We start from the raw sequence: 12,806 nt of genomic DNA on the forward strand, positions 1-12,806 counted from the left end.
GCGGATGCCGCCGCACCAGCCACACCCGCCGCATGCCGGCCCTGGGCTCCCGGCGTGTTGCCGGCGACGTGCCGGCCGCCGCGACGGCGAGCGGCACCGTGCGGGCTCGCGAAGAAGAGGGCGGCGACCACCCCGACGAGTAGGACCGCCCCCGGGAGCAGGATCGAGTCGGCCATCGCGTCGCTGAACGGCGCGTGGAAGCGGGCGGGCAGGCCGCCGCCCTGCGCCGCGCCCTCGGCCGAGCCGGTGAAGCCGGGCAGGTGCGCCGCGAGGCGGCTCTCCATGACGGTCGCGATGGCGGCGGACCCGAGGACCGCACCGACCTGCCGCGTCGTGTTGTAGACGCCGGCCCCCGCCCCCGCGAGCTTCGGGGCCAGGTTGCGGGTCGCGGTGATGGACAGCGGGCCCCAGATGCCGGCGTTCGCCACGCCGAGCACGGCCGCCGGCGCGAGGAGCCAGAGGACGGAGTACTGCGGGTGCATGAGCCGGGAGTACCAGTAGGTCCCCACGGAGAACAGGAGCAGTCCTCCGACCGCCATCCAGCGCGGGTCGCGTGCCTGGATGAACCGCCCGGCGAAGGGCGCGAGCGCGCCGGAGATGACGGCGAGCGGGGTGAGGAGCAGGGCGGACTGGGTCGGCGTCAGGCCGCGGACGGTCTGGGCGTAGAGGATGAGGGGGAAGCCGAGTGCGGTGACGGCGAACCCGACCGCGGTGATGGCGACGTTGGCGAGCGAGAAGTTCCGGTCGCGGAACAGCCCGAGCGGCAGCAGCGGCTCCTTGGTGTTCCGCGCCTGCCACCAGACGAAGAGCACGAGGACGAGGATGCCGACGATGATGAGTCGCCACACGGTGATCGGCCCGCGGATCGTCCCCCAGTCGTAGGTCTCGCCCTCCTGGATCCCGAAGACGAGGAGGAACATCCCGGCGGCGCTGAGCAGGACCCCGAGCCAGTCGAAGGTGTGCTCGTGGGTCCGCAGCGTCGGGACGAGCCGCCAGGCCACGACGAAGCCGATGACGCCGACCGGCACGTTGATGAAGAAGATCCACTCCCAGCCGAGGTTGTCGACGAGGATGCCGCCGACGATGGGGCCGACGAGGATCGCGACACCGGCGACCGAGCCCCAGAGTCCGAGGGCGGCACCCCGCTTGTCGGGAGCGAACATCCGGGTGATGACGGCCATCGTCTGCGGGGTGAGGAGCGCGGCGCCGAGTCCCTGGACGACCCGGGCGGCGATGAGCATCCCGATCGAGCCGGAGATGCCGCAGGCGAACGACGCGACGGTGAACAGGACGAGGCCGGCGAGGTAGACGTTCTTCGGCCCGATCCGGTCGCCGAGCCGACCCGTCACGAGGAGGGGCACGGCATACGCGAGGAGGTAGGCGCTCGTCACCCAGATGGCGCCGTTGATGTCGGTGTCGAGGCCCTTGATGATCGCCGGGATGGCGACCTGCACGATGTTGGCGTCGACGAGGATCATGAAGAACCCGATGACGAGGGCCCAGAGGGCCGGCCATGGGCGCTTGCCGCCGGTCTCGACGGCGAAGCCCGCCTGGGCGGGGCTGTCAGTGGACATGGGATGCAGTCTTTCGCTGGGGTGTGACAGGGGTCGTGGGGTCGGGGTAGGTCGAGCGGGTCAGTGGCGGGGCTCCCAGTGCAGGTCGCCGCTGCGCAGCCGGGCCATCGTGCACTCGGTCCAGTCGAGGTCGGCGCGCATCGTGGCCCGCAGCCAGGTGAGCTCGATCCAGAGGATCTCGGGCAGGTCCTTGGCCCGGACGGCGGCCTCGGCCGCATCGAGCTCGGCGAGCCGGCCGCGCAGCTGATCGGCTCGCCGGCTCAGCAGGTCGGCGACGTCGGCAGGCGGGAGGATGGAGGACTCGGCGACGCCGAGCGCGAACTCGGGATACTCCTCCGCGACCCGTCCGAGCATCTCCCGGAGCGTGGCCGTCGCCGCGGCCACGCCCTCGTCGGTGATGGCATAGCTCGTCCGCTCGGGCCGGTTGCCCTCCCGGTCGGTCCCGTGCTCCTCGAGGAGCCCGTCGGCCGCGAGCCGGTTGATCGCGTGGTAGAGCGTGCCCGGGCGCACCTTGACGAGGGTGTCCTCCCGCCGCCGGAGCATCTCCTGGTACACGTCGTACGGGTGCCGCGGGCCCTCCTCGTACATCGCGAGCGCCGCGAACTGGAGGGCGGTGAGCCGGGGCGAGCGGGCTGGCATACCCCTATTGAACTATTCCACGCGGAATATTTCAAGTCGGGTATGCGGTGTGCCCCCTCCTGCGGTCCCCACCGGTCCCGCGGCGCGCCCCGAGAGCCCGCGGTGTGGGACGGGACCCCCCGGTCGCCCCGCCGCCGATCGGGGATGTGCAGAATGAGACCGCTCAGAACGGCGCCAACGCAGCTGCCGACACCAGGGCAGGGCGCACGACGAAGTGGAGACCTCCGCATGTCCGACAGTGACTTCAAGCCCGGTCTCGAGGGCGTCATCGCCTTCGAGTCGACCATCGCCGAGCCGGACCGCGAAGGCGGGGCCCTGCGCTATCGAGGCGTCGACCTGAAGGATCTCGTCGGTCAGGTGTCCTTCGGCCAGGTGTGGGGCCTGCTCGTGGACAACGAGTTCGACCCCGGACTCCCGCCCGCCGAGCCGTTCCCCCTGCCGGTCCACTCCGGCGACATCCGCGTCGACGTCCAGTCCGCCATCGCCCAGCTCGCCCCCCTGTGGGGCTTCAAGCCGCTCCTCGACATCGACGCCGCCCAGGCCCGCGAGGACCTCGCCCGCGCCTCGGTCATGACGATGTCGTTCATCGGGCAGTCCGCCCACGGGCAGGACCACCCGATGATCCCGCAGTCCCGGGTCGACGAGGGCCGGACGATCGTCGAGCGCTTCATGATCCGCTGGCGCGGCGAGCCGGACCCGCGTCACGTCGAGGCGATCGACGCCTACTTCACCTCCGCGGCCGAGCACGGGATGAACGCCTCGACGTTCACCGCCCGGGTCATCGCCTCGACGGGTGCCGACGTCGCCGCCTGTCTCTCCGGGGCGATCGGCGCCCTGTCCGGGCCGCTCCACGGCGGGGCGCCCTCGCGGGCCCAGCACATGATCGAGGGGGTCGAGCGGACCGGCGACGCGACGGCATACGTCAAGAAGGCCCTCGACCGCGGCGAGCGGATCATGGGCTTCGGGCACCGCGTCTACCGCGCCTACGACCCGCGGGCCGCCGTGCTGCGCGACACGTGCAAGCGGCTCGGCGCCCCCCGCTACGAGGTGGCCCTCGACCTGGAGAAGGCGGCCCTCGCCGAGCTCCGGGAGCGCCAGCCCGACCGCGTGCTCGAGACGAACGTCGACTACTGGGCCGCCGTGCTCCTCGACTTCGCCGAGGTCCCGGCGACGATGATGACGCCGCTGTTCGTCGCCGCCCGGACCGCCGGCTGGTCGGCCCACATCCTCGAGCAGAAGCAGACGGGGCGGCTCATCCGGCCCTCGGCACGGTATGTCGGCGAGGGCCCCCGTCCCCTCGAGGCCGTCGCGGGGTACCGCTCCCACTGACGCCACCCGGACGGGGCCGCTCCGTGGCTCCCACATCGTGGAACCGGCGTCCCAGTCCTCGGACCGCGGTGCGAGACTCGACGGCGTGACCCAGACGCAGACCGCCCCTGTCCCGACGATCCCGGCGAGCCTGCTGCCGGGCGACGGCCGCTTCGGGTCGGGACCCTCGAAGGTCCGCCCCGAGCAGGTCGAGCGCCTCGCCGCGATCGGCCGTTCGGTCCTCGGGACGAGCCACCGGCAGGCCCCCGTCAAGGGTCTCGTGCGCCGCTCCCGCGAGGGACTCGCGGCCCTCTTCGGGCTGCCCGACGGCTATGAGGTCGTCCTCGGCAACGGCGGCTCGACGGCCTTCTGGGACATCGCGGCGTTCGGGCTCGTCCGCGAGAAGGCCCAGCACCTCGCCTTCGGCGAGTTCTCCGGCAAGTTCGCGAAGGTCACCGACGGCGCACCCTTCCTCGCGCCCTCGAGCATCGTCCAGGGAGAGCCGGGGACCCTGCCCACGCCGTATGCCGAGGACGGTGTCGACGTCTACGCCTGGGCGCACAACGAGACGAGCACCGGCGTCATGGCGCCCGTCCGCCGGGTGGCCGGGGCTGCCGACGACGCCCTCGTCGTCATCGACGCGACGAGCGGCGCCGGTGGCCTGCCGGTCGACGTGAGGGAGGCCGACGTCTACTACTTCGCGCCCCAGAAGTGCTTCGCGGCCGACGGCGGCCTCTGGCTCGCCCTCCTGTCCCCCGCGGGCCTCGCGCGGGTGGAGCAGATCGCGGCGTCGGGTCGCTGGGTCCCCGACTTCTACAGCCTGCCGACGGCCATCGAGAACAGCCGCAAGGACCAGACGTACAACACGCCGGCCGTCGCGACGCTGGCCCTGCTCGCCGACCAGGTCGAGTGGATGAACGCGCAGGGCGGGCTCGCGTGGACGACCGCGCGGACGGCCGACAGCTCCGGCCGCGTCTACGAGTGGGCGGAGCGGACGGCCTACACGACGCCGTTCGTCACCGATCCGGCCGCGCGCTCCGCCGTCGTGACGACGATCGACTTCGACGACTCCGTCGACGCGGCCGCCGTCGCGCGGGTCCTGCGCGCCAACGGCGTCGTCGACGTCGAGCCCTACCGCAAGCTCGGGCGCAACCAGCTGCGGATCGCCGTCTTCCCCGCCGTCGAGCCCGACGACGTGAGCGCGCTCCTCGCCTCCATCGAGTTCGTCGTGGAGCACCTCTCGTCCTGAGGGAGCCCGCGCGCCCGGCGTCGGCGCGGGCGAGGGACGTCGTCAGCGCAGGATCGCGGCCGCCACGGCGATGACGAGGACGACCGCGAGCGCGACGAGCGTCATCATGCGGCGGAACCGCGGGGTCACCGCGCCGCCTCGGGCATCGGCTCCCGCACGTCGTCGCGGGTCGAGACGACGAGCCGGGGGCGACGGTTCTCGAACTCGTAGCTCACCCGCATATTCTCGTGGCGCGAGAGCCAGTAGGCCGCCGCGACGAGCGAGAGGGCGACGGCCACGGTGCCGATCCCGATCGTCCACCGGGCGCCGAACAGCTGGCCGATCCACCCGATGACGGGCGCGCCGAGCGGCGTGCCCCCCATGAACACCGCCATGTAGAGGGCCATGACCCGTCCGCGCATCTCGGGGGCCACCCGGGTCTGCACCATGGCGTTCGCCGTCGTCATCGCGGTGAGGGCCGTGAGTCCGACGGGCACGAGCGCGACGGCGAAGCCGGCATACGACGGGGACAGGGCCGCCCCACCCGTCGCGAGGACGAACCCGGCGAGAGCCAGGAGGAGGGTGCGCAGCTGCGGGTGGTTGCGCCGGGCCGTGAGGAGCGCCGCGGTGAGCGACCCGATGGCCATGATCGATCCGAGGAGGCCGTACTCGCCTGCGCCCTTGTGGAAGACCTGGGTCGCCATGAGCGCCGTGGTGATCTGGAAGTTCATGCCGAACGTGCCGAGCATGAAGACGAGGAAGAGGACGAGCAGGATGTCCGACCGCCCTCGCACGTAACGGATCCCGTCGCGCACGCTCCCTCTCCGGCGGGCCGACCGTGGGGTCGACAGCCGCGAGGGGTCGAGCATCGCGAGAGCAATGAGCACGGACACGAACGACACGGTGTTGAGGACGAAGACCGGCCCGGTGCCCCACGCGGCGATGACGAGGCCCGCGAGCCCCGGGCCGATGAGCCGGGCACCGTTGAAGGACGCGCTGTTGAGCGCGACCGCGTTGGGGAGGACCTCGTGGGGTACGACCTCGGACACGAAGGCCTGCCGCGCCGGGTTGTCGACGGCGGTCACCAATCCCTGGACGAACGCGAGGACGAGGATCATCCACAGCTCGACGGCGCCGGTGAGGACGAGCACGGCGGTGAGCGCGCTCGTCAGGGCCAGGCCGCTCTGGGTGAGGGCGAGGATGCGGCGCTTGGAGAACCGGTCCGCGATGGAGCCGGCCCACGGCGCGAGGAGGATGAACGGCAGGAACTGCAGGCCCGTCACGATGCCGAGCGCCGACGACGAATGGTCGGTCAGCTGGGTGAGGACGAGCCAGTCCTGGCCGACGCGGCCCATCCAGGTGCCGACGTTGGAGACGAACGCACCGGTCGCCCAGAAGCGGTAGTTGCGGACGGAGAGGGAGGCGAAGGTCGGGCTCACTTGGCGGCCACCCGCTGGAGGATCTCCGCGGCGCGGGTCAGGGTCTCCTGCTCGTCGGGCGTGAGGTCGCGGAGCCGGTCGTGCATCCACCGGTCCCGCTGCCGGCGGATGCCGCGCAGCACCTTGTGCCCCTCCGGCGTGAGGGAGAGGATCACCTGGCGGCCATCGGCCGGGTCGTCGGCGCGGGCCACGAGGCCCCGCTCGACGAGGGCGGACGTCGTCCGCGTCATGCTCGGGGCGCTGACCCGCTCGATGTCGGCGACCTCACGCGGCGTCTTCGGCCCGTCGTCGAGGCGGCAGAGGACGCTGAACTCGTGCGGTCGCACCGGGCCGTCGCTCTCGAAGCGCACCCGCCGCGAGATCCGCATGCACGCGAGCCGCAGCTCGTAGGCGAGGCCGGCGAGCGCCGTCGGACTCAGCCCTGGGTGTGCGCTATCGGATGCCGAGGGTCGGCTGGTGGCAAGGCTTTTCGACGGGGACATCGGGTGAGGGGTCGGCCTCCTCGGTGGTGGTCATGGCATACGCTTAGCAAAACTCATTACCTATGCTAACTATTTCCCCGACGGTATGCCAACCCTGTCCAGCCGTCGGTCGGTCCCCCTGCCCTCCCCACGACGAGAACCGGCGCGCCATCGGGTGATGGCGCGCCGGTCGGGTCGGGCGACGTCAGGCGTCGACGGTCACGAGCGGGTCGCCCGTCGTCACGGTGGAGCCCTCCGCCGGCGCGGGGACACTGCCTGCGGGCCGGTCGAGGAGGACGACGGGAACCTCGCTCGTCATGCCGTCGGCAGTGATCGCCGACGGATCCCACCGGACCATCGGGGCGCCGGCCTCGACGGTCGAGCCCTGCTCGGCGAGGACGGTGAAGCCCGCCCCGTCGAGCTTGACGGTGTTGATCCCGAGGTGCACGAGGACGGCGACGCCGTCGGATCCGGCGACGACGAACGCATGGGGGTGCACCTTGGCGACCGTCCCGGCGATCGGCGAGACGACCTCCGTCTCGCCCGGGTCAGGGTCGATGAGCAGACCCGGTCCGACCATCTCGCCGGAGAACACCGGGTCGGAGCACGCCGACAGCGGGAGGACCCGGCCCGGGCAGGGAGCCAGGACGGTCACGCTGCTCACATCAGGTCCTCGATGTCCTCGGCGAGGGTGTCCGCCTCGGGGCCGACGACGACCTGGACGACGGTCCCGGCCGTCATGACGCCGTGGGCACCGGCCGCCTTGAGGGCGGCGACGTCGACCCGGCTCGCGTCGTTGACCTCGGTCCGCAGCCGGGTGATGCACGGCTCGATCTCGATGATGTTCTCCGCGCCGCCGAGTCCGGCGAGGATCCGTTCTGCCTTGCTGCTCATCGTGTGTCCTCTCGGGGTGGGGTGGGGCCAGTCTCTCGGGCCGGAGCCCTCGAGGCCAGTCCTGGACGCCGGCCTGCGACGGGAGTCCGCCCACGTCGGCGGTTCCTCTTGACAGGTTGTGGCGTCACGGTCATAGTTCTCACTGGTACGGACCAGACCGTACCAGTCTGGAACCCTACCGTCGAGAGGAGGAGCTCACCATGGCCCGTGGGATGAGAGCCGATGCGACCTCCATCACCGACGGGCCACGCCCCAAGCACGTCCAGCTCAGCGACCTGCTCGCCGAGGCGGCGCGCTCCGAGCTCGGTCCCGGGTCGGCCATCCCGTCCGAACGCGAGCTGATGGCTCGCTACCACGTCTCTCGCGCCACCGTCCGCCAGGCCATCGAGAGCCTCGTCGCGATCGGCCTGCTCCACCGGGTCCAGGGCAAGGGCACCTTCGTCGCGAGCCCGCGTCTGGAGAGCAGACTCCACCTCGCCTCGTTCAGCCAGGACATGCGCCGGCGCGGGCTCACCCCCTCGACGCGGATCATCGCCGTCGCGGCGGACCGCCCGGGCGCCGAGATCGCCGAGGCGCTCGGCCTCGGTCCGGACGACACGGCGTGGCACGTGCATCGCATACGCCTCGCCGACGGGGAGCCGCTCGCGGAGGAGAACGGGTGGTACTCCGCGTCGCTCCTGCCCGACCTCGACCGCCAGGACCTCACCGGGTCGCTCTACGAGCTGTTCGCCACCCACTACGGCCGGCCCATCGACCGGGCCGAGCAGACCCTCTGGGGAGAGGCCGCCGCCGGAGCCACGGCTCGCCGGCTCGACGCCGACGCCGGCACTCCCCTCCTCGTCTTCCGGCGCGTGTCCTGGTCGGGACCGCATCCGGTCGAGCACGTCGTCTCGCGCTACCGCGGCGACCGCTACCAGCTCCACATGTCCCTGACCAGCGCCGCCACCCCACCGAAGGAGACCGACAGTGACCACCGCTGACGCGCCGGAGGCCCGATCCTCCCGGATGCCGAAGTTCAACATCGCCCCCCTGCAGAAGTTCGGCCGCAGCATCATGCTGCCGATCGCAGTCCTTCCAGCCGCAGCCATCCTGGCCCGGCTAGGCGCGGAAGATCTGCTCGGCGTCAAGGGTCTCGGTTGGGTCAAGGTCGCCGCCATCGTCGGCGCCGCCGGCAACGCCATCTTCAACAACCTAGGCATCCTCTTCGCCATCGGCATCGCCATCGGCATGGCCAAGAAGGCGGACGGCTCGACGGCCCTCGCCGCCGCCGTCGGCTTCATCGTCTTCAAGGGCGTCGGCGACGCCATGTCGCCCTACGTCCTCGGTCTGCCCGCCAAGGGCGAGGAGCAGGCGCTCATCAACTACGGCGTCCTCGGCGGCATCGTCATAGGGCTCGTCGCGGCCTTCCTCTGGCAGCGCTACCACCGGATCCAGCTGCCGTCGTACCTCGCCTTCTTCGGCGGCCGGCGGTTCGTGCCCATCGTCACCTCCCTGGCCGCCATCGTCATCAGCGTCCTCATGAGCCTCCTCTACCGCGGGTTCAACAGCGGCCTGACGAGCGTCGGCAACTGGGTCGCCAACAACGACGTCGCCGGCGGCTTCGTGTTCGGCACCCTCAACCGCCTGCTGCTGCCCTTCGGTCTGCACCACATCCTCAACAACCCGCCGTGGTTCCTCATCGGCACCTACAAGGACTCCAGCGGCGCCGTCTGGCACGGCGACATCGCCCGCTTCGTCCACGGCGACCCGACGGCGGGCACCTTCATGACCGGCTTCTTCCCCATCATGATGTTCGCCCTCCCGGCGGCCGCCCTCGCCTTCTGGCGGACGGCCAAGCCGAAGAACCGCAAGGTCGTCGGCAGCATCATGCTCTCCGCCGCGCTCACCTCGTTGATCACCGGCGTCACCGAGCCGCTGGAGTTCTCCTTCATGTTCCTCGCGTGGCCGCTCTACATCGTCCACGCCCTGCTCACCGGCACGTCGCTGGCGCTGACCAACGCCCTCGGCATCCACGACGGCTTCGGCTTCTCCGCCGGATTCATCGACTACGCCCTCAACTGGAACATCGCGACGAAGCCGTACCTCCTCATCCCCATCGGCCTCGCATACGCCGTCGTCTACTACTTCTTGTTCACCTGGGTCATCAGGAAGTGGAACCTCAAGACGCCAGGCCGCGAGGACGAGGGCGCGGAGGTGTCCATGGAGGCGGACACCAGTGCCTGATCCGGTCCGGGGGAGCGACCCCGCCGGGCCGGCACGCGGCGCGCCTGAGGCCGGCCGGGCCTCCGGCACTATCGTCTCGGCCGGCCGGGTCCTCACCCCCGCGCGGTCCTTCACCCCGGGGTGGCTGCACATCATCGGCGAGGAGATCGTCGAGGTGGCCGCCGGCATTCCACCGCGGTCCGCCGACGTCGCCCTCCCCGACCTCACGCTCGTCCCGGGGTTCGTCGACGCCCATGTCCACGGCGGGGGTGGCGCGTCGTTCATGGACGGCACGGCCGAGGCGGTGCGCACGGTGACCGAGGCACACCTCGTCCACGGCACGACGTCGATGACGGCGAGCCTCGTGACGGACACACCCGACCGGCTGGCCTCGCTCGTCAGGATGCTCGCCGACCACGTCGAGGAGGGTGCGCTCGTCGGCACCCACCTCGAGGGGCCGTGGCTCAGTCCCGCCCATCGGGGCGCCCACGACCCGGCCCTGCTCAGCGACCCGACCCCGGAGCGGGTCGAGGCGCTCATCGAGGCCGGGCGGGGAACCGTCCGGATGGCGACCCTGGCTCCCGAGCTGCCGAGCGGACCGTCGGCGGTGCGGCGCCTCACGCAGGCCGGCATCCTCGCGGCGGTGGGCCACACCGATGCGACGTATGCCGAGGCCCGGGCCGCCCTCGACGCGGGAGCGATCGTCGGGACCCACCTGTTCAACGCGATGCGCGGGGTCCATCACCGGGAGCCGGGCCCCGTCATCGCCCTCCTCGAGGACCCCGACGCGTACGTCGAGCTCATCGCGGACGGCATCCACCTCCATCCGGCGGTCCTCGCCCACGCCGCCCGGGCCAAGCCGCACATGGTCGTCCTCGTCACCGACGCGATGGCGGCCGCCGCCGCCCCGGACGGGACGTACATGCTCGGGCCGATGGAGGTCCGGGTGGAGGACCGGGTCGCGCGGCTCACCTCGACGGGGGCGATCGCCGGCTCGACGCTCACCCTCGCCCGGGCCGTGCGGTATGCCGTCCAGGTCGCCGGTCTCCCCCTCGAGGACGTCGTCCGCGCCGCCACCCAGACCCCGGCGACCATGCTCGGCCTCGGCCGGGTGGGCCAGCTCCGCCCCGGCCACCGGGCCGACGTCGTGGCCCTCGACGCCGGGCTCGAGGTCCGCCACGTCATACGGGCCGGCCGCTGGGTCGACCGCTCGGCCGCCGACCCCTCCTGGCGACCGGACCGGCATACCTCATCCCTCCCCTGACCTCGCCCGACCCCGCACGTGCCGAGTTGATGTCGTCGAACCGGCCCCGCTGCGACATCAGCTCGGCACGTGCGGCCGACCCGTCCCGGCAGGTGCGGGCTTGTCGTGGTCACGTCTCGGATGTGACCACGACAAGCCCGCACCTGCCGAGCAGCGGCCGGTTGCCGGGAGGGGCTCGAACCGCGAGACCTCGTCAGGAGATGCCGAGGATGGCCTTGATCGGGTCGATCCCGAAGTAGACGACGAAGAGCGCCGCGACGATCCACATGAGGGGATGGACCTCCCGGGCCTTCCCACGGACCAGCTTGATCCCCGCATACGCGACGAAGCCGGCGCCGATGCCGACCGAGATCGAGTAGGTGAACGGCATGAGGACGATCGTGAGGAAGGCCGGGATGGCCGCCTCCAGGTCGACCCAGTCGATGTCCTTGACCTGCTGCATCATGAGGAACCCGACGACGACGAGGGCGGGCGTGGCCGCCTCGTAGGGCACGATCCCGACGAGGGGCGCGAGGAACGTCGCGGCGAGGAAGAGCACGCCGGTCACGACGGACGCCAGGCCGGTGCGGGCCCCTTCGCCGACGCCTGCGGCGGATTCGACGTATGCCGTGTTGGACGAGACCGAGGCGGCCCCGCCTGCGGCTGCGGCGACCGAGTCGACGAGGAGGATCCGTTGCGCGTTCGGCGGGTTGCCGCCGTCCTCGTCGAGGAGACCGGCCTCACCGCCGATGGCGACCATCGTGCCCATCGTGTCGAAGAAATCGGCGAGCATGAGGGTGAAGACGAGCAGGACCGCGGAGACGACGCCGATCTTGGAGAACGAGCCGAGCAGGCTGAAATGACCGAGCAGCCCGAAGTCGGGCACCTCGGCGATCCGGTCGGGGATCTTCGGGACGTTGAGACCCCACCCGGTCGGGTTGACGAGCTCGCCCTTGGCATTCGTCTGGGACCCGATGTGGCCGATGCTCTCGACGACGACGGCGAGGATGGTCGCGCCGATGATGCCGTAGAGGATGGCGCCCTTCACCCTCAGGACCATCATGAGGATGATCGCCGTCAGGCCGAGGACGAAGACGAGCAGCGGCCAGCCCTCGAGGAAGCCGCCGACCCCGAGCTCACCCATCGGTCCGGCCGCGGACTTGCGGACGAAGCCGCCGTCGACGAAGCCGATGAACGCGATGAACAGGCCAATGCCGACGCTGATCGCCGTCTTGAGAGCGGGCGGGACCGCGTTGAAGACGGCGGTCCGGAAGCCGGTGAGCACGAGGATCGTGATGATGAGCCCCTCGAGGACGACGAGGCCCATGGCATCCGCCCACGTCATGTGCGGCAGCTTGGCGACGCTGAAGGTGAGGAACGCGTTGAGTCCGAGGCCGGTCGCGAGGGCGAGCGGGAAGTTCGCGACGACCCCCATGAGGATCGTCATGACCCCCGCGACGAGCGCCGTGGCGGCGGCGACCATCGGCAGGTTCGGCCCGGAGCCCCCGCCGAGGAAGCCGCCGGTCGAGTCCGCCTGGGTGCCGATGATGAGGGGGTTGAGGACCACGATGTATGCCATCGTGAAGAAGGTCGCGAACCCGCCCCGGATCTCCCGGCCGACGGTCGAGCCCCGAAACGTGATCTGGAAGAAGCCGTCGAACGCGTTCGTCGACGCCATCGGTGCAGGTGGCTGGGCCTTGAGGGTCGTCGGTTTCGCCATGACGGCCAAGATAATCGACTCGCCGGGCCGCTGACCGGCTCGGCAGAGCCAGCGTCGCCGGGCCGCTGACCGGCTCGGCAGAGCCAGCGTCGCCGGGC

12 protein-coding genes are annotated in these 12,806 nt (G+C 71.3%); 5 read left to right on the forward strand and 7 right to left on the reverse strand.

Going from position 1 to position 12,806, the window contains the following annotated elements; all coding sequences use genetic code 11:
* The coding region (locus BN12_RS09025; protein WP_083454524.1) for a DHA2 family efflux MFS transporter permease subunit at window positions 1-1,574 on the reverse strand (1,574 nt) is incomplete at its 3' end.
* Window positions 1,575-1,634: 60 nt separating this feature from the next.
* Window positions 1,635-2,213 carry a PadR family transcriptional regulator gene (locus BN12_RS09030; protein ID WP_048551844.1) on the reverse strand — a complete coding sequence of 193 codons (579 nt, stop codon included), beginning with the start codon at window positions 2,211-2,213 and terminating at the stop codon, window positions 1,635-1,637.
* A 228-nt stretch (window positions 2,214-2,441) separates the two neighbouring features.
* On the opposite strand from BN12_RS09030, the gene BN12_RS09035 reads away from it, so the two are divergent.
* Together BN12_RS09035 and serC are read left to right on the forward strand one after the other, a co-directional pair.
* Window positions 2,442-3,542 (forward strand): citrate synthase 2, encoded by a 1,101-nt coding sequence (locus BN12_RS09035; RefSeq protein ID WP_048551846.1) that lies wholly within the window; start codon window positions 2,442-2,444, stop codon window positions 3,540-3,542.
* Window positions 3,543-3,627: 85 nt separating this feature from the next.
* Window positions 3,628-4,770: a phosphoserine transaminase gene (gene serC / locus BN12_RS09040; RefSeq protein ID WP_048556186.1), complete on the forward strand. Its 1,143-nt coding sequence runs from the start codon at window positions 3,628-3,630 to the stop codon at window positions 4,768-4,770.
* Between the two features lie 125 nt (window positions 4,771-4,895).
* Here the strand turns inward: serC and BN12_RS09045 are convergent, their stop codons facing one another.
* The 4 genes from BN12_RS09045 to BN12_RS09060 all read right to left on the reverse strand — a co-directional run bounded on the left by BN12_RS09045 (window position 4,896) and on the right by BN12_RS09060 (window position 7,543).
* The gene (locus BN12_RS09045; protein ID WP_048551847.1) at window positions 4,896-6,188 is read right to left on the reverse strand and encodes an MFS transporter; all 1,293 of its coding nucleotides are present in this window, start codon (window positions 6,186-6,188) and stop codon (window positions 4,896-4,898) included.
* Window positions 6,185-6,556 carry a MarR family winged helix-turn-helix transcriptional regulator gene (locus BN12_RS09050; protein WP_083454526.1) on the reverse strand — a complete coding sequence of 124 codons (372 nt, stop codon included), beginning with the start codon at window positions 6,554-6,556 and terminating at the stop codon, window positions 6,185-6,187. The genes BN12_RS09045 and BN12_RS09050 overlap by 4 nt, the downstream gene beginning before the upstream one ends.
* A 298-nt stretch (window positions 6,557-6,854) precedes the next feature.
* Entirely contained in the window at window positions 6,855-7,313 is a 459-nt protein-coding gene (locus BN12_RS09055; protein ID WP_048551848.1) for a PTS sugar transporter subunit IIA, read from the reverse strand.
* Window positions 7,310-7,543 (reverse strand): glucose PTS transporter subunit EIIB, encoded by a 234-nt coding sequence (locus BN12_RS09060; RefSeq protein WP_048551849.1) that lies wholly within the window; start codon window positions 7,541-7,543, stop codon window positions 7,310-7,312. Before BN12_RS09060 ends, BN12_RS09055 begins: the two co-directional genes overlap by 4 nt.
* 212 nt (window positions 7,544-7,755) lie before the next feature.
* On the opposite strand from BN12_RS09060, the gene BN12_RS09065 reads away from it, so the two are divergent.
* The 3 genes from BN12_RS09065 to nagA are packed head-to-tail and all read left to right on the forward strand — an operon-like array spanning window position 7,756 to window position 11,009.
* Window positions 7,756-8,523 carry a GntR family transcriptional regulator gene (locus tag BN12_RS09065; RefSeq protein ID WP_048551851.1) on the forward strand — a complete coding sequence of 256 codons (768 nt, stop codon included), beginning with the start codon at window positions 7,756-7,758 and terminating at the stop codon, window positions 8,521-8,523.
* On the forward strand, window positions 8,510-9,766 hold the full coding sequence (locus BN12_RS09070) for a PTS transporter subunit EIIC (protein ID WP_053079988.1): 1,257 nt from the start codon (window positions 8,510-8,512) through the stop codon (window positions 9,764-9,766). Before BN12_RS09065 ends, BN12_RS09070 begins: the two co-directional genes overlap by 14 nt.
* The gene (gene nagA, locus BN12_RS09075; protein ID WP_083454527.1) at window positions 9,759-11,009 is read left to right on the forward strand and encodes an N-acetylglucosamine-6-phosphate deacetylase; all 1,251 of its coding nucleotides are present in this window, start codon (window positions 9,759-9,761) and stop codon (window positions 11,007-11,009) included. Before BN12_RS09070 ends, nagA begins: the two co-directional genes overlap by 8 nt.
* A gap of 193 nt (window positions 11,010-11,202) precedes the next feature.
* Here the strand turns inward: nagA and BN12_RS09080 are convergent, their stop codons facing one another.
* Window positions 11,203-12,708, reverse strand: a complete 1,506-nt coding sequence (locus BN12_RS09080) for an NCS2 family permease (RefSeq protein ID WP_048551853.1) — start codon at window positions 12,706-12,708, stop codon at window positions 11,203-11,205.
* Between the last annotated feature and the right edge of the window lie 98 nt (window positions 12,709-12,806).

The organism is Nostocoides japonicum T1-X7 (assembly GCF_001046855.1).
Lineage (GTDB): Bacteria > Actinomycetota > Actinomycetes > Actinomycetales > Dermatophilaceae > Nostocoides > Nostocoides japonicum.